17 protein-coding genes are annotated in these 22,982 nt (G+C 65.2%); 4 read left to right on the top strand and 13 right to left on the bottom strand.

The window, feature by feature from the left end; translation table 11 throughout:
* The first annotated feature begins 95 nt into the window (after positions 1-95).
* A complete protein-coding gene (locus tag AB3347_RS20470) occupies positions 96-5,141 on the top strand; it encodes a diguanylate cyclase (RefSeq protein ID WP_369093559.1) in 5,046 nt (1,681 codons plus the stop codon).
* 477 nt (positions 5,142-5,618) lie between these two features.
* Here AB3347_RS20470 and AB3347_RS20465 read toward each other — a convergent pair whose 3' ends face one another.
* From AB3347_RS20465 to AB3347_RS20430, 8 genes are read right to left on the bottom strand one after another with little or no spacing between them, the layout of a single operon-like run.
* Positions 5,619-6,641: an aldo/keto reductase gene (locus AB3347_RS20465; RefSeq protein WP_369093612.1), complete on the bottom strand. Its 1,023-nt coding sequence runs from the start codon at positions 6,639-6,641 to the stop codon at positions 5,619-5,621.
* Positions 6,641-7,597, bottom strand: coding sequence for a Gfo/Idh/MocA family oxidoreductase (locus AB3347_RS20460; RefSeq protein WP_369093558.1), 957 nt, complete (start codon positions 7,595-7,597; stop codon positions 6,641-6,643). The genes AB3347_RS20465 and AB3347_RS20460 overlap by 1 nt, the downstream gene beginning before the upstream one ends.
* Positions 7,594-8,451 carry a class III extradiol dioxygenase subunit beta gene (locus tag AB3347_RS20455; RefSeq protein WP_369093557.1) on the bottom strand — a complete coding sequence of 286 codons (858 nt, stop codon included), beginning with the start codon at positions 8,449-8,451 and terminating at the stop codon, positions 7,594-7,596. Before AB3347_RS20455 ends, AB3347_RS20460 begins: the two co-directional genes overlap by 4 nt.
* A 1-nt stretch (position 8,452) precedes the next feature.
* Positions 8,453-8,878 (bottom strand): protocatechuate 4,5-dioxygenase subunit alpha, encoded by a 426-nt coding sequence (gene ligA / locus AB3347_RS20450; RefSeq protein ID WP_369093556.1) that lies wholly within the window; start codon positions 8,876-8,878, stop codon positions 8,453-8,455.
* Positions 8,865-9,806: an amidohydrolase family protein gene (locus tag AB3347_RS20445; RefSeq protein WP_369093555.1), complete on the bottom strand. Its 942-nt coding sequence runs from the start codon at positions 9,804-9,806 to the stop codon at positions 8,865-8,867. The genes ligA and AB3347_RS20445 overlap by 14 nt, the downstream gene beginning before the upstream one ends.
* Positions 9,807-9,809: 3 nt before the next feature.
* On the bottom strand, positions 9,810-10,493 hold the full coding sequence (ligK, locus tag AB3347_RS20440) for a 4-carboxy-4-hydroxy-2-oxoadipate aldolase/oxaloacetate decarboxylase (protein ID WP_369093611.1): 684 nt from the start codon (positions 10,491-10,493) through the stop codon (positions 9,810-9,812).
* Positions 10,494-10,510: 17 nt separating this feature from the next.
* Entirely contained in the window at positions 10,511-11,548 is a 1,038-nt protein-coding gene (locus AB3347_RS20435) for an amidohydrolase family protein (protein WP_369093554.1), read from the bottom strand.
* Between the two features lie 23 nt (positions 11,549-11,571).
* Positions 11,572-12,648, bottom strand: a complete 1,077-nt coding sequence (locus tag AB3347_RS20430; protein ID WP_369093553.1) for a 4-oxalomesaconate tautomerase — start codon at positions 12,646-12,648, stop codon at positions 11,572-11,574.
* A gap of 114 nt (positions 12,649-12,762) precedes the next feature.
* Between AB3347_RS20430 and AB3347_RS20425 the strand changes: the two genes are divergently transcribed.
* Positions 12,763-13,686 carry a LysR substrate-binding domain-containing protein gene (locus AB3347_RS20425; protein ID WP_369093552.1) on the top strand — a complete coding sequence of 308 codons (924 nt, stop codon included), beginning with the start codon at positions 12,763-12,765 and terminating at the stop codon, positions 13,684-13,686.
* Here the strand turns inward: AB3347_RS20425 and AB3347_RS20420 are convergent.
* On the bottom strand, positions 13,668-14,834 hold the full coding sequence (locus AB3347_RS20420; RefSeq protein ID WP_369093551.1) for a 4-hydroxybenzoate 3-monooxygenase: 1,167 nt from the start codon (positions 14,832-14,834) through the stop codon (positions 13,668-13,670). The genes AB3347_RS20425 and AB3347_RS20420 overlap by 19 nt on opposite strands.
* Positions 14,835-14,959: 125 nt before the next feature.
* Here AB3347_RS20420 and AB3347_RS20415 point away from each other — a divergent pair, with 125 nt between their 5' ends.
* The gene (locus tag AB3347_RS20415) at positions 14,960-15,883 is read left to right on the top strand and encodes a helix-turn-helix domain-containing protein (protein WP_369093550.1); all 924 of its coding nucleotides are present in this window, start codon (positions 14,960-14,962) and stop codon (positions 15,881-15,883) included.
* Between the two features lie 144 nt (positions 15,884-16,027).
* Positions 16,028-17,014 (top strand): LysR family transcriptional regulator, encoded by a 987-nt coding sequence (locus tag AB3347_RS20410; RefSeq protein ID WP_369093549.1) that lies wholly within the window; start codon positions 16,028-16,030, stop codon positions 17,012-17,014.
* 45 nt (positions 17,015-17,059) lie between these two features.
* Here the strand turns inward: AB3347_RS20410 and AB3347_RS20405 are convergent, their stop codons facing one another.
* The 4 genes from AB3347_RS20405 to AB3347_RS20390 form a co-directional block, all read right to left on the bottom strand.
* Positions 17,060-17,977, bottom strand: a complete 918-nt coding sequence (locus AB3347_RS20405; RefSeq protein ID WP_369093548.1) for an alpha/beta hydrolase — start codon at positions 17,975-17,977, stop codon at positions 17,060-17,062.
* A gap of 27 nt (positions 17,978-18,004) precedes the next feature.
* Positions 18,005-19,063: a LacI family DNA-binding transcriptional regulator gene (locus AB3347_RS20400; RefSeq protein WP_369093547.1), complete on the bottom strand. Its 1,059-nt coding sequence runs from the start codon at positions 19,061-19,063 to the stop codon at positions 18,005-18,007.
* Positions 19,063-19,875 (bottom strand): NAD-dependent epimerase/dehydratase family protein, encoded by an 813-nt coding sequence (locus AB3347_RS20395; protein ID WP_369093546.1) that lies wholly within the window; start codon positions 19,873-19,875, stop codon positions 19,063-19,065. The genes AB3347_RS20400 and AB3347_RS20395 overlap by 1 nt, the downstream gene beginning before the upstream one ends.
* Positions 19,876-19,972: 97 nt before the next feature.
* Positions 19,973-22,960 (bottom strand): TonB-dependent receptor, encoded by a 2,988-nt coding sequence (locus AB3347_RS20390; RefSeq protein WP_369093545.1) that lies wholly within the window; start codon positions 22,958-22,960, stop codon positions 19,973-19,975.
* Positions 22,961-22,982 lie beyond the last annotated feature (22 nt).

Here is a 22,982-nt window from a genome sequence, read left to right as displayed (position 1 = left end):
AGCGCACCCACGTTTGCTATAATAATTGCCAGTAGGTAATGTGGCGAATCCGATTTTCCCTTTCATCTGCCCTCGGCACATTGCAAGTCCAGCCCATGAGCACGTTTTTCGATCACGAGATCATCGAACATCTGCACGAAAGTGCCCGCTCGCTGGTCTACCGTGCCCGCGCCGCCGATGGCGCCACACTCATCGTCAAGCTGCCCAGGCAAGCAGCCCCCTCCTTCGAGCAACTGGCGCAGTTCAAGCGCGAATACGCGATCGCGCGCCGCTGCCGCCATCCGGGCGTGGTGCGCCCGCTCGGGCTGCAGCTGCACCGCGGGCGCTGGACCATGGTGCACGAGGATATCGGCGGCCTGTCGCTCGACAAGCTGCTGCGTGCGCACACGGCAAGCGGCGAGGCACGCGCGCAGCCCGGCCTGCCGCTGGACGATTTCCTCGAGATCGCCCTGCAACTGTGCGCAGCGCTCGAGGAAGTGCACCGGCAGGGCGTGATCCACAAGGACATCAACCCCTCCAACCTGGTATGGAATGCCGAGCGGCGCCTGCTCCAGCTGATCGATTTCGGCATTGCCAGCGAGCTCCCGCACGAGAACCAGGGCATCGTCGATCCCGCAGCACTGGAAGGCACGCTGCGCTACATGGCGCCGGAACAGACCGGGCGGATGAACCGGCGGGTCGACTACCGTGCCGACTTCTATGCGCTGGGCGCGACCTTCTACGAACTCCTCGCCGGCCAGCCGCCATTCGCGGTAGAGGACGAGATGGAGCTGGTCCATTGTCACATTGCGCGCGCACCCGATTGCTCGCATCCGGCCTTCGACGGGCTGCCCGGCCGCTTGCTGGCGATCGTCCAGCGGCTGCTCGAGAAGAATGCCGAGCTGCGCTACCAGAGCCTGCAGGGACTGCGCGGCGACCTCGAATCCTGCCGCGCGCCGTCGCCGGTGCAGGGGCGCGGGCTATCCGGCCACAATGGCCGCTTCATGGTCCCGCAGGCCCTGCACGGGCGCGAGGATGCGGTCGCCGCCCTGCTGGAGGCGTTCGAGCGCAGCGCCGCCGGGCAGCGCACGATGCTGTGGGTGGCCGGCTATTCTGGCATCGGCAAGTCGGCGGTGGTCAACGAAGTGCACAAGCCGATCGTCGCACGGCGCGGCTGCTTCGTGGCCGGCAAGTCCGACCAGTTCCGGCGCGACCTGCCGTACGCGTCGCTGATCCAGGCTTTCCAGGAACTGCTGCGCCAGCTGCTCTGCGAGCCCGAAGCGGCAATGCGGCGATGGGCCGCCAGGCTGCGCACCGCCCTGGGTAGCGGCTTGGGCGTCATGGTCGAGCTGATTCCCGAGCTGGCGCTCATCGTCGGCCCCGTCGAAGCGCTGCCCGCGATGACGCCGGAACAGGCCCAGCTCCGCCTGAACCGTGTGTTTCCCCGCTTCGTCGACGTGTTCGCGTCCGCCGATCGTCCGCTGGTGTTGTTCCTCGACGACCTGCAGTGGGCCGATACGGCCACCCTGCGCATGATCGAGCTGCTCATGGCATCGCGCGACAAGGGCCACCTGCTGCTCATCGGCGCCTATCGCGACAACGAGGTCGACGCCCTGCATCCCTTGATGGCGCTGCGCGACAGCCTGCTCGCGGGCGGCCTGCCCCTGTCCACGCTGGTGCTGGGCAACCTGAGCGAGACACAGGTGGGGCGCATCGTCTCGGACGCCATGCGCGTGGCGCCGGCGGATTGCGCCGCCCTGACCCGGCTGTGCTTCGACAAGACCGGCGGCAACCCGTTTTTTCTGAACCAGTTCCTGGGCTCGATCCACGACGCCGGCCACCTGCACTACCGCGCCGACCATGATTGCTGGGAGGGGGACCTGGACGCGATCAGGCAGGCCGGCTACACCGACAACGTCGTCGAACTGCTGGTCGACAAGATCCGCCGCCTGCCCGCCGCGACGCAGCGCCTGCTGCAGCTGGCTGGGTCGATCGGCAGCCGCTTCGCCCTCGACATGCTCGCACTGGTCGTCGAGAGCAGTCCCTGGGAAACGCAACAGGCCCTGTGGCCGGCGCTCGACGCGGGGCTGATCCAGCCACTCGACGGCAGCTACAAATACGTCGACGTCGATGCGGGCGAAAGCGCGGTCGGCTACCGCTTCCTGCACGACCGCGTGCAGCAAGCCGCATATCTGAGCGTGGATGCCGACACGCGCGCAATGAACCACCTGCGCATCGGCCGGCTCCTGATCCGGCACACGCCACAGGAAAGGCAGGACGAGCGGGTGTTCGAAGTCGTGGAACAGCTCAACGCCAGCCGCGCACTGATCGTCGACGCCGCCGAACGCATACAGCTGGCGGAGCTGAACCGGCGCGCCGGCGCCAAGGCACGCCGTTCGGCAGCCTTCATGGCTACCTTCGAGCACATGCGCATCGGTCTCGACCTGCTGCCGCCGGATGCATGGCAAAGTCACGCCGGACTCTGGCACGACCTGCAACTGGGCATGGCCGAAGCGGCCTACCTGTGCGGCCGGTTCGAGGCCGCAGAGGCGATCTACCCGCTGCTACGGGCACGCAGTCCGGCTCCGCTGCTGCAGGCGCGCAGCATCACCGTACAGGCGCATCAGTACCAGTTGCAGGGCCGCCTGCACGACGCCATCACCGTGCTGCGCGACGGATTGGCGCTGCTGGGCTTCGACATTCCGCACGACGCCGCGCAACAGCGCGCGCGCTTCGACGACATCCTTGCCGACATCGTGCGCCTGCACGGCACGCGCGCGCCCGAGCTGGTCGCCAGCGAGCTGCTGGAGGCGGGCGACATGGTCGATCCGGGCGCAGTGGCGGCGCTGCAGATGATGCATGCCCTGTGGATGGCGGCTTACTACGCCGGCCAGCAGGAGCTGTGCCAGCTGATGGTGCTGCTGATGACGCGCCTGTCCACGCTGCAGGGCACCAGCGATTTCAGCGCCGTCGCTTATGTTGCCTACGCGTCCATCCTGGCGCTGCAGGACGGCGACCACGCGCGCAGCCACCGCTTCGGCGCAATGGCGCTGGCGCTGGCCAGGGGCCGTGCCAACCTGCAGACGCGCACCCAGACGGCCTTGATGTTCGCGGCCTTGGTCAGCCACTGGACGCGGCCGCTGCGCATCTCCGACGCGCTGTACGAGGAAGCTTTCGGCTGGGCACTGGAACTCGGCGATTTCGTGCAGGTCGGCGTGGTGGCGGCGGTGCGCGCGACCGAGCGAATCATCCTGGGCGATTACCTGCCGGACCTGATGCACGCCACCAGCCGCGACCTGGCGCTGATGCGCGCCAACGGACAGCAGTCGATGGCCGATTGCTGCGTGGGCGCAGTGATCCAGCCCATCAAATGCCTGATGGGCCTGACCCCGCGCAGCGACAGCTACGACGACGCGAGCTTCAGCGAGGCCGCCTTCCTCGAGCAATACGCCGGCTCGAAGCTGTTTCATGCTTACTACCTCCAGGGGAAGATCCGCAACGCGTATCTGTTCGACAGCGACGATGCGCAAGCCCTGGCCGGCCAGCTCGAGATCGTCACCCGGATGATGCGCGGCCAGGCCAAGGTGCCCGAGACCAGTTTTTACGCGGCGCTGATATGGATCCGCGCCTTGCGGCGCGACCGCGCGCGTGCCGATGCAGAAGAAGTACTGGCCCGGATCGAAGCCGTGCAGGACAGCCTCGCCAGGTGGGCCGAACATGGTCCCGACAATATCGACGCCCGACACGCGCTGGTGCAGGCGGAGATGGCACGCTACCGCCAGGACCCGGCCCTGGCCACCCGCTGCTATCAGCGGGCGATCGACGCCGCCGGCCAGGCTGCTTACGTCAACGTCCAGGCCCTGGCAAACGAGCTGTGCGGCGAATGCTGGATCGACCAGGACCTGCCGCGGGTGGCGGCGGTGTTCATCAAGGACGCCATCGCGTGTTACGCCCAGTGGGGGGCAGAAGGCAAGGTGACGCAGCTGCGCGATCGCCATGGCGCCTTGCTGGCAAAGGCGGACGCGGACGCCATGCAATCGCACGCCGGCACGCAGACGCGGCGCACTGCCGCACTCGACCTGGCCTCGCTGCTCAAGGCGACGCAGGCCGTGGCGAACGAAGTCGGCCTGCGCAAGGTCCTGCAACGCCTGATTGCCGTCGCGCGCGAAAACGCCGGGGCACAGGGGGCGCGCCTGCTGCTGCTGTCCGACGGCGCTTACCGGCTGGAGGCGGATATCGATGGCGATGCCATCACGGTCCTGCAATCCCGCCGAATCGATCTCGAGGCCGATAGCGATCCGCAATTCCCGCTATCGCTGCTGCGCTACGTCATCCGTACCGGCGTCGAGGTCATCGAGGACGATATTGCGGCGGGCTCGCGCTTCGCCGCCGATCCCTACGTGAGGAAATTCAGGCCGCGTTCCGTCATGTGCCTGCCGGTGCGGCACGGGGGCAGCATCGACGGCGTCCTGTATTTTGAAAACCGCCTGACCGAAGCCTCGTTCACCGACGAGCGTGTGGAGTTCCTGCGCATGCTCGGGGCACAGGCCATGATCTCGATCGCCAGCGCAAAGCTGCACGACAGCCTGGAGCAGCGCGTGGCCGAACGCACTGCGCAACTGGAAGAGGCCAACCGCAAGCTGGCGACGCTGTCCATCACCGACGGCCTGACGGGCCTGGCCAATCGGCGCCGTTTCGACGAGTATCTGCGCGGCGAATCCGCCCGCGCCGCCCGCGCCGGCCAACCGCTCGCCCTGATCATGCTCGACGTCGACTACTTCAAGAAATTCAACGATCGCTACGGCCACCAGGCCGGCGACGCCTGCCTGATCCGCGTCGCGCATGCGCTGGCGGCCGGCACGCGCCGCACCGGCGACCTGGCGGCGCGTTATGGCGGCGAGGAATTTTCGATCGTACTGCCGAATACCGGCGCGGGACAGGCATGCTATATCGGCGAATCGCTGCGCGGCGCCATCGAAGCGCTCGACATCGCCCATGCCGACGCGAGCACGGGACGGGTGACGATCAGCATCGGGGTCGCGATCCAGGCGGCACAGGACGCCGGCGATCCGGACGCCTTGATGCAGCTGGCCGACGTCGCCTTGTACCGGGCCAAGGAAGCGGGACGGAATTGCGTCGTGCTGAGCGGGGATAAAGCATGATTGCCTGCTTCCCGCCGGCGCCCTGCGATGTCTTGTCGGATCCTGGGTTTCAGGCGCAGATCAGCACGAGATGGCCGACCTGCAGGGAGAGTGGAGGCGAGGACGGGAGTCGAACCCGTCCAGACGGCTTTGCAGGCCGTATCTCGTCAACACAATCATTTAGTTGCACTACAACCTCCTTTTGACGCTCCTGAAGACGCCTGCGACTAAGCTTGTTAGCGACTGTCGAGACAGCTCTCCTCAGTAACAGAGCGCCTTAGGATCGAAACGCAGCCCTCGAGGTGCCCTATTACCAGACAGGCTAATGCCCCGCTCTCGCGCTACGCGCGTGATCATACTGCCACCGCCGGGTTTGGCATAGGCTGGATCAGCTTGCGCCTGCCCCAGCGTCACGTATCGGACACCGGCGGCGTCCCGCCGTTTCATCACCTCAGGCAGGGTGACCGCACTCCAGCCACCCAAATGGGTCAGCAGCACTTAGAAACCTGAAGTGTAGGTTTCCGTATCGATTTCAGCTTGCGTCGCCTGTGGATAGCGCGGTCCGGAAACGGTCTGCTCGTTGACGAGAATCTCCAATCGCGCCATCAGGCCAGCATCTGGCTCCACGCCGAGCGCGGCTATGTTTTCTTCGAGGTGGTCAACGCGCGTCGTGCCGGGAATCGGCAGCACATGCGGCGCCTTGTGCAGCAGCCAAGCCAGCGCCAGCTGGGCCGGAGTGCAATCCGCTTCCCTCGCCAGCGACGTGTACGCGGGCAGCCACCCCAGGTTGGCCTCCAGGTCCACACCCAGGAAGCGTGGCATGCCGCGCCGCAGGTCAGACTGCGGCAGGGCCTCGGCGGCGGCGGTGTCCGGGATGGCGCCGGCCAGGAAGCCGCGCCCCAAGGGGCTGAAGGCGACGAGCGTGGCACCGATCTCGCGGCAGGCCTCCAGCACGCCCAACTCCGGATGGCGCGTCCACAAGGAATATTCCGACTGCACTGCGGCGATAGGGTGCACGGCATGCGCGCGCCGGAGGGTGGCGGCACGGACCTCGGAAAGGCCGATTGCGCGGATCTTCCCTTCCCTAACGAGATCGGCCAATGCACCGACGCTCTCCTCGATCGGTACTGCCTTGTCCCAACGGTGCAGGTAGTACAGGTCGATCACGTCGGTACGCAGGCGGCGCAACGCGTCCTCGCAGGTCTGCCGGATCGTCTCCGGGCGGCCGTCGATAACGCGCCGCTTGACGCCGTCGGCGCCCGCGATGCCCTGCACGCCGCACTTGCTGGCCAGGGTGATGCGGTTGCGGTAAGGCCCCAGCACCTCACCCACCAGCCTCTCGTTAGCGCCGAAGCCGTACAGCGCCGCCGTGTCGAAGTGCGTGACGCCCAGGTAGAGCGCGCGCAGCAGCACGCGCGCGCCCTCCTCCGGCGTTGGCGGACGGCCATAGGCATGCGACAGGTTCATGCATCCCAGACCGATCGCGCCGACCTGGAAGCCGCCGAGCTTGCGCTGCTGCATCATGCTTCGTTCAGCTGCTGTTCCAGCTGGTGCAGGACCCCGTAGCACGGCAGCACCTGGGCCACGCTGGCATTCGGTTCGCGGCCTTCGCGGATGGCTGCGAAAAACTCGCGGTCCTGCAGCTCGATCCCGTTCATCGACACGTCCACATGCGACACGTCGATCTTTTCTTCCTTGCCATTGACCAGGTCATCATAGCGGGCGATGTAGGTGCCCGTGTCGCCGATGTAGCGGAAGAAGGTGCCCAGCGGGCCGTCGTTGTTGAACGACAGTGACAGCGTGCAGATGGCGCCGTTCGCCGCTTTCAGCTGGATCGACATGTCCATGGCGATGCCCAACTCGGGGTGAATCGGCCCCTGGATCGCATTGGCCTTCACGACCGGACTGCCGCACTGGTAGGCGAACAGGTCGACCGTGTGCGCGGCATGGTGCCAAAGCAGGTGGTCAGTCCAGCTGCGCGGCTGGCCCAGCGCGTTCATGTTTGTGCGGCGGAAGAAGTAGGTCTGGACGTCCATCTGCTGGATCTTCAGTTCGCCCGCTTCGATGCGCTTGTGCACCCACTGATGGCTTGGATTGAAGCGGCGCGTGTGGCCGCACATGGCGACCAGGCCGGTTTCTTTCTGGACCCGCACGACTTCCTCGCCGTCGCGGAAGGCGTCGCACAGGGGAATCTCCACCTGCACGTGCTTGCCCGCCTTCATGCAAGCGATGGCCTGGGCCGCGTGCATCTGGGTCGGCGTGCACAGGATGACGGCATCGACCTCCGGGAGCGCCAGGGCCTCGTCGAGATTCGTCGTCACGTGGGCGATGCGGTATTTGTCGGCGACCGCCCGGGTCTTGGCGAGGTCGCGGCTGATGAGCGACACGACTTCCACGCCGTCGATCTGGGCGATGGCGTCCAGGTGCTTGATGCCGAACGCGCCGGCGCCGGCCAGGGCGACCTTGATGGTCTTCATGCTGGGTTCTCCATAATCAGGTGGCCGACCGCGGTATTCGACGCCGGCACATGGTAAAAGCGGTGCTGGAGGATGGGGGCCGGCCCCCCGGCCACATCAGCCATGGCGCCGCGCGCGATCAGCCACATCACCAGTTCGATGCCTTCCGAGCCGGCTTCGCGGACGTAGTCGATGTGCGGGATGGCTGCTGCGGCGGCCGGGTCGGCGATCAGCTTGTCGAGGAAGGCATTGTCCCATTCGCGGTTGATCAGGCCCGCGCGCGCGCCCTGCAGCTGGTGGCTCATGCCGCCGGTGCCCCAGATCTGCACCTTCAGGTTGCCATCGAAGGATTCGACGGCGCGGCGGATCGCCTTGCCCAGCTCGAAGCAGCGGCGGCCCGACGGTACCGGGTACTGCACCACGTTGACGGCGAAGGGAATGACCTTGAAGGGCCAGGCTTGCGGCTGGCCGCACATGAGCGATAGTGGGACGCTCAGCCCGTGGTCGACTTCCATGCGGTTGACGATGGTGAGATCGAAATCTTCCTGGATCACGCTATGGGCGATGTGGGCGGCCAGCTCCGGATGCCCTTCAACCTGCGGCACGGGACGCGGGCCCCAGCCCTCGTCGGCGATGCCGTAACTGGCGGCGGTGCCGATCGCGAAGGTCGGGATCATGTCGAGGCTGAAGGCCGTGGCGTGGTCGTTGTAGACCAGGAAGACCACGTCGGGCCGGTTTTCTCCCATCCAGCGCTTCGAGTATTCATAGCCGGCGAACAGCGGCTGCCAGTAGGCGTCCTGGTCCTTGCCGAGATCAAATGCGGCCCCGATGGCCGGCACGTGCGAGGTATAGACGGATGCGGTAATGCGCGCCATGTCAGTTCTTTCCTTGAGGCTGGCGATGCGGCTGGGCGTCGCCGTCCTCGCCCAGATAGCGGTTGCCTTCGACCGAACGGCCGCCGCCAATCATCATGTTGCGGTACGCCTCCTCGCTCATGCCGGTCATCGATCCGGCCATCTGCTGGAAGCTCTTGCCGTCGGTGGCGCCGATCTTGGCGAGGAAGTAGATGTTGCCACCTAGGCGGATGCACCAGTTCAGGTCGCGCGCAAGCACGGCCTGCTTCTGCTCTTCCGTCATCGGCCAGGTGTCCAGGTAGGCGCGTTCGTCGGCCTTGAAGCGTTCGCGGTTTTCGGCCTTCATCAGCGACATGCAGAACTGGTTCAGCCAGTATCCCTTGCGCGACTGTTCGGCGTCGAAGATGATGGTGCCGGGGACGTCCCGGTAGGGTTTATCGAGCGCCATCGGCGGTCTCCTCTGGCCAGTAGAGACGCATCGGGTTCGCCACCAGCAGTTTGTGCTGAAGCGCGTATGTTGGCGCAATGTGTGGGATGAAATCCACCAGCAAGCCATCGTCGGGCATGTGGTCCTTCAGGTTAGGGTGCGGCCAGTCGGTGCCCCACAGCACGCGGTCGGGGAAGCTTTCCACGACGCGGCGCGCGAACGGGATCACGTCGCGGTAGGGGACACGCTCGCCGTCCAGCGCCTTCGGCCCGGTCACGCTCAGCCGCTCCGGACAGCTTACCTTGCTCCAGATATTCGGGTGTTCGCGCATGAATTTCAGGAACAGCGCAAACTCCGGACCGTCGATGTCCTTGCTCACATCCGGTCGTCCCATGTGGTCGACCACGACCGTGGTGGGAATCGCGCTGAAGAAGTCCCACAACTCGGACAGGTCCTGGGCCTCGAAGTACACCACCACATGCCAGCCAAGCGTCGCAACGCGCCCGGCGATCTCCAGCAGCTCGTCCTTCGGGGTAAAATCAACCAGGCGCTTGACGAAATTGAAACGTACGCCGCGCACGCCTGCATCGTGCATGGACTGCAATTCCTCATCGCTCACCGAGCGCCGCACGGTGGCCACGCCGCGCGCCCTGCCCTGCGATGCCAGGCAGGCGTCGACCATGGCGCGGTTGTCGGCGCCGTGGCAGGTGGCCTGCACGACCACGTTGCGGGCAAAACCGAGGTGGTCGCGCAGCGCGAACAGCTGCGCCTTGCTGGCGTCGCAGGGGGTGTATTTGCGCTCGGGCGCGTAGGCAAACTCGGCGCCGGGGCCGAACACGTGGCAATGGGCGTCGACTGCCCCCGCCGGCAGCTGGTAGGCCGGCTTGCTCGGGCCGGAATACCAGTCCAGCCAGCCGGGCGTCCTCTCGAAAAGGGTTTCCTGCTTCATGGTTCAGTCGATGTAACGCAGACCTGCCGCTTCCAGCGGGCCGCGCATGTTGTACATATCCAGGCCCAGCACGCCCGCCGCAAGCTTGGTCCGCTTCTCTTCTTCCAGCGCCTCGCGTTTGCTCGCCACTTCGGCCACGCGCACGGCGTCGGCTGCCGGCACCACCACCACGCCATCGTCGTCCGCCACGATCACGTCGCCCGGGTTGACCAGGGCCCCGGCGCAGATCACTGGGATGTTCACCGAACCCAGCGTCGACTTGATGCAGCCCTTGGCGCTGATCGACTTGCTCCACACCGGGAAGCCCATCTCCTGCAGCACGCGCACGTCGCGCACGCCGGCATCGATCACCAGGGCCTTGGCGCCGCGCGCCATGAAGCTGGTGGCCAACAGGTCGCCGAAATAGCCGTCGGTGCATTCGGCCGTAATGGCCGCCACCACGATGTCGCCCGGCTGGATCTGTTCCGCCACCACGTGCATCATCCAGTTGTCGCCCGGGTGCAGCAGCACGGTGACGGCCGTGCCCGATACCTGCTTGCCGGCGTAGATCGGCCGCATATAGGGTTTTAACAGGCCTACGCGCCCCATTGCTTCGTGCACGGTGGCGGCGCCCAGCCGGCCGAGGGTGTCGGCGGCGGCGCGGTCGGCGCGGGTGATAGCGCGCTTGACGATGCCAAGCAGGTTGATGTGGGGAGTCGTCATGTTCAGCGTCCTTTTTGTTTCAATGCGGCGTCCAGGCGCGGGTAGACCCGGCGCGCGTTGCCTTCAAAGATCTTGTAGCGTTCCTCATCGCTCAGCGCGGCTGCCTCGATGTAGCGCTTGGTGTCGTCGTAGTAGTGGCCGGTTTCCGGATCGATGCCGCGCACCGCGCCGATCATCTCGGACGCGAACAGCACGTTCTCGACCGGAATCACCTTCGTCAAGAGATCGATTCCCGGCTGGTGGTAGACGCAGGTGTCGAAGAAGATGTTGTTGAGCAGGTGGTCCTGCAGCAGCGGCTTCTTCATCTCCTGCGCCAGGCCGCGGTAGCGCCCCCAGTGGTAGGGTGCGGCGCCGCCGCCGTGCGGGATGATGAACTTTAGGGTCGGGAAGCGCGCGAACAGGTCGCCCGACAGCAGCTGCATGAAGGCCGTGGTATCGGCATTGATGTAATGTGCGCCGGTCGTGTGGAAGCAGGCATTGCAGCTGGTCGAGACGTGGATCATCGCCGGGATGTCGTACTCGACCATCTTCTCGTAGATCGGGAACCAGTGCGGGTCGGTCAGCGGCGGCGAGGTCCAGTGCCCGCCCGAGGGGTCCGGGTTCAGGTTGATCGCGACCGCGCCATACTCCTTCACGCATTTCTCGAGCTCGGCAATGCTGGTGGCCGGATCGACGCCGGGCGACTGCGGCAGCATCGCCGCCGGCACGAAGCTGTCCGGGAACAGCCGGCTCACGCGGTAGCACAGTTCATTACAGATCGCGGCCCAGGTCGAGGACACCTCGAAGTCGCCGATGTGGTGGGCCATGAAGCTGGCGCGCGGGCTGAACACGGTCAGGTCGCTGCCACGCTCGCGCATCAGGCGCAGCTGGTTCGCTTCGATGGTCTCACGCAGCTCGTCGTCGGAAATCACCAGGTCGGCGACGCGCGGCCTGGCCGCAGGGTCCTTGATGCCGGCGATCTGCTGGTTGCGCCAGTCTTCCAGCGCCTTGGGCGCGGTCGTGTAGTGGCCGTGGATGTCGATGATGAGTGGGCTGTTCATGGGATGTGATTGTTGTTTAGCGATTAAAACAGGCTCGATGGCACCATCACTTCACCGCGCATGATCAGGCGGGCCGTACGCAGCAATGCAGCGCGGACGACCTTGTGCGGGTCAAGCGGATCGAGTTCCAGTTCGACCGAGAACTCGCCGGTCGGGTGCTCGACCGACACGGTCTTCACGGCGCCCTCGGGCATCACCGCCTGGCCCTCGGCCACGGTGCCCGGCAATACGCAGGCGGTGGCGACCGTAACGGCGGCCAGTACGCCGATGGCGTCGTGGCACACGTGCGGGATGAAGCTGCGGGTGGCCAGGCTGCCGCCCCTCCGGGGCGCCGCGATCAGGGTCATCTTCGGGTAGTTCTTGCTGCTGACGTCGCCCAGGCCCATCGCATGGCCGCATGCGATGCGCAGGCGCTCGATGCGCGCCTTCAGTTCCGTATCGGCGTTCAGCTCCGCCACGTCTTCATAGCCGCTGCGCCCGACGTCGCCGGCGCGCAGCAGCACCAGCGGCATGCCGTTGTCGATGCAGGTGACCTCGATGCCGTCGATGGTGTCGCGCGCATTCCCGGTCGGGAGCAGGCTAGAGCACACAGAACCCGCGGTGTCGAGGAAGTCGATGCTGATCGGCGCCGACGTTCCGGGCACGCCGTCGATGCGCGCCTCGCCTTCGTAGGACACTCGGCCGCCCGGCGTCTGCACGGTGATGTCGCACTGCATGTCGGTGTTCAGGGTCAGCACCCGCAAGGTCGTGGTCTCGCCCTGCACCGGCACGATGCCGCGCTCGAGCGCGAACGGCACCACGGCCGCCAGCATGTTGCCGCAATTCGGCGTGGTGTCGACCGTGTCCTTGTCGGGCTGCAGCTGGGCGAACAGGAAATCCAGGTCGACGCCGGGGACCGCGCTCCTGCGCACGATGCCGACCTTGCTGGTGAGCGGGTGGGCGCCGCCCAGGCCGTCGATCTGGCGCGGGTCTGGCGAACCCATCACAGCCAGCAGCACGCGGTCGCGCCCGGCGCCGTCGAGGGGCAGGTCCGACTCGAGGAAGAAAGGGCCGCGCGAGGTGCCGCCGCGCATGAACAAGGCAGGGATTGGCTTTTGCATGATGGTAAGGATTGTGCTCCTCGCTCCGGCCCGGACCTAGTGCCCGCATCCACTAGCAGCTATGCCGTTTTGCTATATCATCAGTACTTACCTTGAACTAATGGATACGCTCGCATGGACCTGAAACAGCTCGCCTACTTCGTGCGGGTCGCGGAACTGGGCAGTTTCTCGCGCGCATCCGTGATGCTCGACATTGCCCAGCCTGCGCTGAGCCGCCAGGTGCGGATGCTGGAACTCGAGCTGCGCCAGCACCTCCTGGTGCGCAACGGCCGCGGCGTGACCCTGACCGAGGCCGGCCAGGTCTTGCTGGAGCACAGTCGCGGCGTGCTGCACCAGGTCGAGCGCCTGCGCGAGGAACTGTCGCGGGTCCGTGGTTCGCTGGCCGGCAGCGTGGCGCTCGGGCTGCCGCCGACCGTGTCCAAGGTATTGACGGTGCCGATCTCGCGCGAATTTCGCAGCCGCATGCCGGAGGGGACCCTGGCGATCACGGAAGGTCTGTCCGCGCCGATGGCCCAGGCGCTGGTGTCCGGCAAGCTCGATATCGCCTTGTTGCACAATGCGCAACCCTCGCCCGACCTGCACCTGGTGCCGCTACTGGAAGAGGAGCTGTTGCTGGTTCAGCGGCGCGCCGATGCACCAGCAGGCAAGACAGCCAGACTGGCAGAACTGGCGGATCTGCATTTGATCATCCCGAGCCGGCCGAATGCCATCCGCATGCAGGTCGAAAACGAATTGATCAACCTGGGCGTCCTGCCCCGCATCGCGCTGGAGATCGACGGTGTGGCGGCGATCCTCGACCTGGTGGCCGACGGCGCGGGTTGTGCCGTCCTGACCCGGCATGCCGTGCTGACGGCAGCGCATCCGGAACGCTACGCCATGCGCCGCATCGGCGAACCACGGCTTGCCTCGCGCCTGTATATCGCTACCCACGCGCACCGCCCCGCCACCGAAACCCAGAAGGCGATGGCGGAACTGCTGGCCAGGCTGGCGCCGGCTGCCCTGCTGCCTCCGGAGCCAGGTCAGAACGCTCCAACGTAATTCTCGGCAAGCGCCGTGCGCATCGCGCGCGATGCCACCAGGTTCTCGAGTTCCGCTTGCTGCATCCTGCGCTCGAACGGCGTGGCGTCGGCGAAGGTGTGCAGCAGCCGGGTCATCCACCACGAGAAGTACTCGGCGCGCCAGACCCGCTTGAGCGCCTCTTCCGAATAGCGCTCCAGCAGCCCTTGATGTCCGCTGCGGTAGAACGCGGACAGCGCGCGCGACAACAGCTTCACGTCCGAGATCGCCAGGTTCATCCCCTTGGCGCCGGTTGGCGGCACGATGTGGGCGGCGTCGCCGGCCAGGAACAGGCATCCGTGGCGCATCGGTGCGCATACGAAGCTGCGCATGCCGATGATCCCCTTCTGAAAGATGCGGCCTTCATTGAGCTTCCAGCCATCCTTGTGTTCGAGGCGCGCATGCAGTTCGTTCCAGATGCGGTCGTCGGACCAGTTCTCGACCTTGTCCTTCGGATCGCACTGGAAATACAGGCGCTGCACCGTCGGCGAACGCGTGCTGACCAGGGCGAAGCCGCGCTCGTGCTGGGCGTAGATGAGTTCATTCGAGGACGGCGCCGACTCGACCAGGATGCCGAACCAGCCGAAGGGATAGACCCGCTGGAACTCCTCGCGCACGCCTTGCGGGATCATCGGGCGCGAGACGCCGTGGTAACCATCGCAACCGATCACGAAGTCGGCTTCGATGCGCCCCGCCTCGCCCTGGTGCATGAAGCTGACGGCGGGGCGCGCGCCATCGATGTCATGCAGCGCCACCTCGCTGGTCTCGAACAGCGGCTGCGCCCCAGCCGCCACGCGCGCCGCCACCAGGTCGATGATCACCTCGTGCTGCGGGTAGACCGCGATGGCCTTGCCGGTCAGCTCAAGCAGGTCGATGCGGTGGCGCCCGCCGCCAAAGGCCAACTCGAAGCCGTGGTGCAGCGCGCCCTGTTTGCGCATGCGTTCGCCGATTCCGGCCTCGTCGAGGATGTCCATGCTGCCCTGCTCCAGCACGCCGGCGCGGATGGTGGATTCGATATCCGCCCGGCTGCGCGACTCCAGCACCACCGATTCGATACCGTTCAGGTGCAGCAAGTGGGAAAGCAGAAGGCCGGCGGGGCCGGCGCCGATGATGGCGACCTGGGTACGCATGTCGATGTCTCCGATGTGTGTTGTATGAGACCATCGTAGTGTTCGTCTGCGCAGACAAGAATGGATCAAACCGGAAAATACTTGTACTATTTTTACACGCCGATTTTTCAGTCCGTCACCGTCACATGCCACTGATCGTCAACGCTGCGCCTTCCGAGATTCCCATCTTCGCCCTGTACGGCGAGTCCACACGGGGCGCGGATGCCGAAGGGGTGCACGTGGAACTGATTGAAACGCGCAGCCGCCAGTACGACTGGCATATCGGCACCCACATCCATGCGGGGCTGTTTCAGGTACTTTTTTTATTGGGCGGCCAGGTCAGGGCGAGCATCGACGGCGACCTGTGGGAATGCGAAGGACCTGTGGCGCTGACGATCCATCCGTCGCTGGCACATGGCTTCGACTTCTCCGAAGAGGCCCATGGTTACGTGCTGACCATCGACCAGAACCTGCTGTTCGACGGTGGCGACCTGTTCTCCTCACTGTTCGTCCAGCCGCTCGCGATCGCCCTCGATGCCGCGCCCGACATGCGCGCACGGATCGAGGCGCTGCTGCAGCACCTGGTCGCGGAGTCGAGCTGGCCACGCCACGGGCACGCCCTGATGCTGGACTGGCTGGCGCGCAGCGTGCTGCTGAATTTGATACGGGTGCAGGCCGAGCACCGCATCGCCGACCGCGGCGGACGCGACGATTTCGAGCTGTTCAGCCGCTTCCGCGCCGAGGTCGAGCGCCGCTACAAGGAACAGTGGCAGGTCGGGCAATACGCAGATGTGCTGCACATCTCGCCCACCCGCCTGAACCGCCTGTGCCTGAAACTGGCCGGCAAGTCGGCCTTCGAGATTGCGCAGCAACGCCTGCTACTGGAAGCCTGCCGCAAACTGACCTACGTGCCGGCTGGCGTGGCCAGCATCGCCTACGAACTGGGCTTCCAGGACCCGGCCTATTTCAGCCGTCTGTTTAAGAAACTGATGGGGGTCTCGCCCACGGAATACCGGCTGGCGCTGCGCGAGACCGAGTCCGGCGCCGTGTCACATCGTCCGCGCCGATAGCTGCTATCGAAAAATCCAAGACGCTACCGGCCCCAAGGGCCAGGATCAGGGCGCAGAAAGCGGTGACGTATCCTCGTCAGTGTGGCATGATCGGCCAACAAGAGCGTTGCGGCACGACACGCACGCCGAGAACAAGGAGACACCATGCGTTTCAATCGCCTCGACCTCAATTTGCTGGTCGCGCTCGACGCGCTGCTGAGCGAAAAAAGCATCACCCGTGCATCCCGGCGCCTGAACCTGAGCCAGTCGGCTACCAGTGGCGTGCTGGCCCGCCTGCGTGACTATTTCAAGGACGAACTGCTGGTGCCGGTCGGCCGCAATCTGATTCTTACGCCGCTGGCCGTCAGCCTGACCGAGCCGGTGCGCGACGTATTGCTGCAGATCCAGCGGACCATCGAGATCAAGCCGGAGTTTGCCCCGGCAACCGCCACCCGGGAATTTCGCATCTTCGCCTCCGACTTTGCCTCGACCGTCCTGTTGGGCGAACTCGGACGCCGGATCAGTGAAGACGCACCGGGTATTTCCATCGAGATCTCGGCGACGACATCGACGCCCGCGGAACAGCTCGAGCGCGGCGAGGTCGAACTGGTGATATTGCCAAGCAAGTTCCTGTCGGAGTCGCAGCCGACTGCACCGCTGTTCGAAGAAACCTACACCTGCATCGTCTGGACCGGCAACAAGCTGGTCGGTGACAGTCTTTCGGTAGACCAGTACATGCAGCTCGGCCACGTGTCCTCACGCTTCGGCACTTCGCTGACCAGCTTTGAAGAGAGCTTCCTCAAGGACAGCGGCTACGACCGGCGGATCGAGGTCTCGACGACCAATTTCACCAGCATTCCGCACTTCGTGATCGGCACCAATCGCATCGCGACCATGCACACTCGCCTGGCGCGCATGCTGGCCTGCTATTACCCGATCCGCCTGATTGCGCCGCCGATTGCGTTTCCAAAGCTGGAAATGTGCATGCAGTGGAACCGCTTCCTCGACCGCGATCCATCCCACCTCTGGCTGCGCAAGATGCTGTTGGAGATCGCGGACGCCGAACCGGCCAGGAACATGTCGGCTACTGCGATGGCGACCGCGCCGGCAGGACAGGTCCATCCCCTGCCGCGCCAGCGCATGTCCGCCTGAACAGTCGGCGCGAAGGCCGGCTGGCGTGCCCCACCGGCCAGTGTTTCACCCGTCGACCAGTCCACGCATGCGCATCCAGGTCCAGAACTGCTCCGGCCAGACATCGCTGCTCAGTCCTTGCTTCTTCATCCCGAAACCGTGACCTCCGCGCTCATAGAAGTGCAGCTCGACCGGCCTTCCAGCCTTTTTCCAGGAACTCACCAGGCCGAAATCGCCATTGGCAAACAAGGGGTCGTCAGCCGCCAGCGCCAGGAACACCGGCGGTGCATCGGCGCTGACCTCCCGTGCGCTCATCGGGCCATAGATCATCGCCGCGAAGTCTGGGCGGGTGGCGGCGCCGGGCCCCGATACCACCTCGAGCGTCGTCATTGCCCCGGCCGAAAACCCGATCATCCCGATGCGCCCCGCACGCAGCCCCCAGCGCGCGGCATTCTCGCGGACCAGCTGCACGGCTCGGCGGCCATCTTCGACTGCCAGGGGAAAGGTGCCGATGGGTTTACCTGACGCCGCACCCTGCTGCCGCGCCCGGATGAAGTCTTCTTCCTTGGCCGGCGTCTCCACCAGGCGGTATTTCAGGATGTAGGCACTCACGCCGCGCTGTGCGAGCCAGTTCGCGACCAGATGACCTTCATTATCCATCGATAGCAGTCGGAACGCGCCGCCGGGCGCGACGATGACCGCCGTCCCGTTGGCCTTGCCGGCAGGGGGCAGCACTGGAATGAGCATCGGAACAACGACATTGCGTGCCCTGCGTCCGTCCGCGAACTGGGTCCACTGTTCGGTGTGGGTTGCGCCTTCCGATCCTGGCGCGACACCTGGATAGAGCCGGATTTCAGTAGGCGCCGATGGCACCGGGATCGGCGTGCCGCCCGTCTGCGCCAAGACGCAGACGGGGCTGAGGATGAGCAATCCCGCGAGCGCCGCGAGGATGGTCCTGGAAAGAGCATTGGGCGAGCGCTGCATATGAGTCCTTTCTGTTATGTGGTTCAATTAAATAGTGGAACGCTCGACGATCGTGAATCCAATATCGCAGATGGGGTCTGCAATGCGCCGCCCAGCGATACGCTCGAGGATGAAATGCGCAGCCGTTTCGCCGATCACGTTGCCGTCGATGCGCACCGTGGTCAGCGACGGATGCAGGTCGCGCGCGAAGCTCTGGTCGCCCAGGCCGATCACGCCGAGTCGTCCCGGCACATCGATTCCCTGCGCGTGCGCCTCGTTCAGCACGCCCATGGCCAGCATGTCGGAACTGCAGAATACGGCGTCGATGTCGGGATGCGCCGCCAGCAGCTCGCGCAGGCCGCTGCGGCCATGCCCGACCGTCGTTGGCGCCCCGACATAGCAGGCCGGGACCTGGCCATCCGGGCCTGCGAGTTTGAGTGCCTGCGCGGTCTGGATGAAGGCGGTGCTACGTTGGCGCGCGCGCTCGTCGTTGGCGCTGATGAGGGCCACCCGGCGCCGGCCGCGCCCGTGCAGGTAGGCCGCGACCGCGCTGCCGAGCCGGCTGTGCGAGAAGCCAACCAGCATATCGATCGGTGTCGGTGTCAGGTCCCAGGTCTCGACCACCGGGATGCCGCTGGCAAGCAGCCGACGCCGGGCCAGCGGCGAGCGCATCACCCCGGTCAGGACCACGCCATCGGCGCGCCGCCCGATGATCGCTTCCAGCAGTTCGTCTTCATGCGAGTCCGCGTAGCCGCTCTGCCCAAGCATCAACTGGTAGCCGGCGGCGGTGAGCGAGCGCGTCAGGGCCTCGATCATCTCCAGGAAGACCGGGCTGGAAATGGTGGGCACGACCGCTGCCACCAGCCGGGTTTGGCGGGACGCCAGGCCACCGGCCAGGATGTTCGGCACATAGCCGGTGCGTTCGACGGCCTCGCGCACCCGCGCCAGGATCTCCGGCGACACGGTTTCCGGTGTGTTCAGCGCGCGCGAAGCCGTGATTGGCGCCACGCCGGCCAGTTTGGCGACATCGCGTAGGGTCAGGCCGCCGTGACGCCGGCGGCGGCGCCCGGGTTCATGTCCAGGCGGATTGTTGGTATCGGATGTCATCACGTGGGCTTGTACCTGGGGCCATTTGTCAGGAACACGCCCCCTTGGTGCGTCAACGTGACGTCGCGTGGATCGGACCAGTCGACGGCCTCGGGAATCAAGTGGGCAAATGCGCTCGCACTCTGCGTCGGGCGGTAAGCCAGATGGCGCGAGTGCCGGTCGTCCCACCAGCGGCCGGGATTGTCCGAGACGCCGAAGGCGATCGTGTGGCCGACACGTGGTGTCATCAGCGACCTGCGAAGCAACTGCACCAGGTCGTCGAGGCCAAGCCAGGTCACCATTTGCCGGTAGTTGGTCGGCTCTGGCCAGCAGTAGCCGATACGCAGGCATACGGTCTCGATGCCGAACCGGTCCCAGTAGTAGCGCGATAGCGATTCGCCGAAAACCTTCGAGACCCCGTAATAGCCGTCGGCGCGGGTGGGCATGGTGGCGTCGACGGAATCGGTAGTCCGGTACATGCCCATGGTATGGTTGGTACTGGCGAACACCACCCGACGGATACCCAGCTTGTGGACAGCTTCGTACAAGTTGACCAGTCCCAGGATGTTGGCCTGCATGATCGGCTCGAATTCGAGCTCGGTGGAGACACCACCGAAGTGCAGGATGGCGTCCACGCCTTCGCACATCCTGAACACTGCGTCCCGGTCGGCCAGGTCGCACTGGACTATCTCTTCGCCCGGGCGAGCGGGACCGCAATCGGCCATGTCCGACAGTCGAACGATGTCGGCAAATTGATGCAGATGTTCACGCAGGCGTTGGCCGAGCTTGCCGGCCGCGCCGGTGAACAGGATTTTCTTGAATGGTTTCGTCATCCAGCTACCTTAACGACATGATTGAATTACTGTCCCTGGTATCGACATCCCATCGCCTGGAACCCGACCATTGACGATCGGGCTCCCTGCTAGATGACTAGAAGCTGAACCGCACACCAGCCTTGACCGTCAGTCCGGCGAGGTCGTAGTAGGCGTTCTGGTTGGCCGGCGGCGGTGGGGCGCGGTCCAGCAGGTTATTGACGGTGAAGTAGAGCTCGCGGCGTCCGGCATCCTCGCCGAAGTCGTAACTCGCTCCCACGTTCACGAGTGTGTAGGACGGAATCATGTTGTTGTTGACGCTGTTGACGGCTGCCGGGGTGTAGCCGGGTTCGTCCGGGCCGATGAATCCGTTGTTCTGATGCCCTCGGCTGATGAAACGTACCTGGCCGTTCAGCGACAGACGCTTCCACTTGTAGTCGAGCGCCGTCGTCCACATCCATTTCGGCAAGCCGGCCGGGCCTCCGAATCCGGCGCCGGTCTGGCCGGCGCGATTGATCCCCTCCGGATAAAGTGCCGAGACATCCGTCGAGGTCCGGTACTCGAAGACGCGCGTGCCTTGGATATTGACGGCGAGCGTTCCGGCAAGTGCTGAGCTCAACTCGCCAAGCGGTTGCCTGTAGGTCATCTGCATGTCGACGCCGCGGGTCAGGAACTCTGCCACGTTGGCGGTCGTTCCCCGAATCCCCGTGATCTGGCCTCTCACCGTGTCGTTGTTGGCGAAGCTGATCAGTGAGCAATACGCGTTTCCGCTATAGACGCCACCCTGCAGGCAGTTGTTGACCACATTCTGGGTGGGGGTGGCGGTGATCGCGCCGTTGATGTTGATGCGGTAATAATCTGCCGAGACACTCAGGCGCTTCAGGTAGGTCGGCTGGAACACCACTCCAACCGTGAGGGTGTTGGAAATTTCCGGTTTCAGGTCGGGATTTCCGCCGACGGTCACCCCGGCCGCGTTGGTGATCGGCGCGACGCCTGGGCGCGGATCGGCCGGCAAAGGCAGGTTCGGCGTAGCCGGCGTGTAGAGTTCGACCAAGTTAGGTGCACGGATGTCGCGCGACCGGGTGCCGCGCAGGCGGAAATCGGGACTCGGCTCCCAGCTCAGGCCGCCCTTCCACGTGGTGACCATGCCCGAGCTGCTGTAGTCGGTGCGGCGCACCGCGCCGTTGAGGTCGAGCGTCCTGGCGAACGGCTTATCCTTCAGCAAGGGCACGATCGTCTCGGCATACACTTCCTTGACGGTGACGCTCGCGGAATTCAAATTGCTCCCTGCCCCCGTCAGCCAGCCGCCCGCCTGCGAAAGTGGATCGACCGTCGTCGCGAGCGATTCCTTGCGGCGTTCGAGGCCGGCGCCGACCGAGACCGGACCCGCCCAGTTCGAGAACGGCTCGCCTTGCACGTTGGCCGAGAACTCGCTCACGCGCGAAACGGTTCTGCCGCTTGAAGTGCCCCGAATGTAGTTAAACGCGCCTGGCGAGCCGCTCGCCTGGCCAAGAATGTTCAACGGCTCGCATCCCGCAGCGCGGGCCGCGGCGTTGCGACAGACCACCTGGCCGTTGACCGTTACGGCATCGATCGCGTTCCGGAAGTTGGCGTTGATCATGTTGTTCGAATATTCTGTATCAGCCTTGTCGCGACCATTCTGATACGAAATGTCCCATTCCCAAGTCTCGCCGAACTTACCCTGGAGCCCGGTCGAAATATAGCTGGTATCGTGGGACACGTCCCTTTGCACAGGACCGAAGTCATTGCCAAGATAGCCGATCGCAATACCTGTGGCAGGAACGAGTGCCAGCTGCGCCGGCGTCAGGGCTTGCATCAGATAGGCATTGTCGCGCGCGATGGGCAGCGTAGGGCCGGCACCGGCGCCATCACGTCGTGCAATAAGGATATTGCCACTTCGCGTGTGTGAGAACAGGGGCTGGACGTAGGCGCTGAGACGATCGCTGAATTCGTACGTTACCTTGGTCAGGAAGTTGGCACGTTCCAGCTGCGGACGAAGCTGGAGCGGATACCGGTGGGTGATGCCGGCCGCCGCGTTGGCGGCCCTGGCCTCATCGGTGAAGACATCCTGAGACGTGAGCAGATTGCCGTACTGACCCTGCGAGAATCGTGCAGTCGTCGTGGCCCCATTCGGCGCCTTGACGAAGGCCAGGCCCAGCAGAGGACCGTTGGTGCGAATCAGACCGCCGGTCGTGCCGTTGCCCACCAGCCCGTTCTTGCCGATGATGTTGGCAGGCACGCCGGCCGCGCGATTGGGAAACGCCCAGTTGATGTAGCTATCCCTGCCCCACGCACGCTCGTCGTTGTAAATGTCGGTGCCGGTGTTCTTGTTGTACTCACCGCCAACGACCACATGCCCCTTGCCGCCCGCGAAACTGCCGCCCCACGCAAGGCTGGCAAAGGTGTCCCTGGCGTCGTTGTAGCGCGTCGCGCCGTATTGCACGTTGCCTTTCACGCCCTGGAGCTGGTCGTTCAGAACGATATTGACGACACCCGAGACAGCGTCGGACCCGTACGAGGCGGATGCGCCGCCCGTCACCACGTCGACAGTGCGGATCAAGACGGTTGGAATCATGCTCATGTCGATCCCGGCGCCGTTATTGGTCTGCGGAAGCCGGTGACGATCGAGCAGGACGAGCGTTCGCGTTGCGCCAAGGCCTCGAAGGTCGGCAAGGGTCTGGCCGGTGTTGCCGATCCCGCCGCCCGCAGGCGTCTGGCTGCCCCGGAACGACGGAATCTCGTTGAGGATGTCGCCGATGTTGACGGTGGCGCGCTGTTCCAGGGCCGCAGCGCCAATGCTTACCGTGGGCGTGGGGGCAGAATAGCCTGCTCGGTCGATGCGGGAGGCGGACACGACGACCGATTGCACCGCGCCTGTTGCAGAGGCTGCGGCTTCGGCGGGCGCGGGCAACGGCCCTGCAGGAACGGCGGCAGGGGACTGGGATTCGACAGGTGCGGCGGGAGCGCTTGCCTCGGTCTGCGCATGTACCGGCACAGAGATTGCGAGCGCGCCGAGCGCCGCCAGTGCGGAATGGATGGCGATGACCGAACACTTCACCGTGGGACGGGACGAATGATGCTTCATTGTTGACTCCTCCAATTGCGCT

Origin of the sequence: Massilia sp. X63 (assembly GCF_041023745.1) — a bacterium.
Lineage (GTDB): Bacteria > Pseudomonadota > Gammaproteobacteria > Burkholderiales > Burkholderiaceae_D > Telluria.
This window is presented reverse-complemented; position numbering and strand designations above follow the sequence as displayed.

Coding starts and splice junctions, on each gene's coding strand:
- AB3347_RS20400 (WP_369093547.1), bottom strand. CDS start 19,063: ATGACATCCGATACCAACAATCCGCCTGGACATGAACCCGGGCGCCGC.
- AB3347_RS20420 (WP_369093551.1), bottom strand. CDS start 14,834: ATGCGTACCCAGGTCGCCATCATCGGCGCCGGCCCCGCCGGCCTTCTG.
- AB3347_RS20460 (WP_369093558.1), bottom strand. CDS start 7,597: ATGAAGACCATCAAGGTCGCCCTGGCCGGCGCCGGCGCGTTCGGCATC.
- AB3347_RS20445 (WP_369093555.1), bottom strand. CDS start 9,806: ATGAAGCAGGAAACCCTTTTCGAGAGGACGCCCGGCTGGCTGGACTGG.
- AB3347_RS20405 (WP_369093548.1), bottom strand. CDS start 17,977: ATGCAGCGCTCGCCCAATGCTCTTTCCAGGACCATCCTCGCGGCGCTC.
- AB3347_RS20390 (WP_369093545.1), bottom strand. CDS start 22,960: ATGAAGCATCATTCGTCCCGTCCCACGGTGAAGTGTTCGGTCATCGCC.
- AB3347_RS20415 (WP_369093550.1), top strand. CDS start 14,960: ATGCCACTGATCGTCAACGCTGCGCCTTCCGAGATTCCCATCTTCGCC.
- AB3347_RS20455 (WP_369093557.1), bottom strand. CDS start 8,451: ATGGCGCGCATTACCGCATCCGTCTATACCTCGCACGTGCCGGCCATC.
- AB3347_RS20410 (WP_369093549.1), top strand. CDS start 16,028: ATGCGTTTCAATCGCCTCGACCTCAATTTGCTGGTCGCGCTCGACGCG.
- AB3347_RS20435 (WP_369093554.1), bottom strand. CDS start 11,548: ATGAACAGCCCACTCATCATCGACATCCACGGCCACTACACGACCGCG.
- AB3347_RS20465 (WP_369093612.1), bottom strand. CDS start 6,641: ATGCAGCAGCGCAAGCTCGGCGGCTTCCAGGTCGGCGCGATCGGTCTG.
- ligA (WP_369093556.1), bottom strand. CDS start 8,878: ATGGCGCTCGATAAACCCTACCGGGACGTCCCCGGCACCATCATCTTC.
- AB3347_RS20425 (WP_369093552.1), top strand. CDS start 12,763: ATGGACCTGAAACAGCTCGCCTACTTCGTGCGGGTCGCGGAACTGGGC.
- AB3347_RS20395 (WP_369093546.1), bottom strand. CDS start 19,875: ATGACGAAACCATTCAAGAAAATCCTGTTCACCGGCGCGGCCGGCAAG.
- AB3347_RS20470 (WP_369093559.1), top strand. CDS start 96: ATGAGCACGTTTTTCGATCACGAGATCATCGAACATCTGCACGAAAGT.
- AB3347_RS20430 (WP_369093553.1), bottom strand. CDS start 12,648: ATGCAAAAGCCAATCCCTGCCTTGTTCATGCGCGGCGGCACCTCGCGC.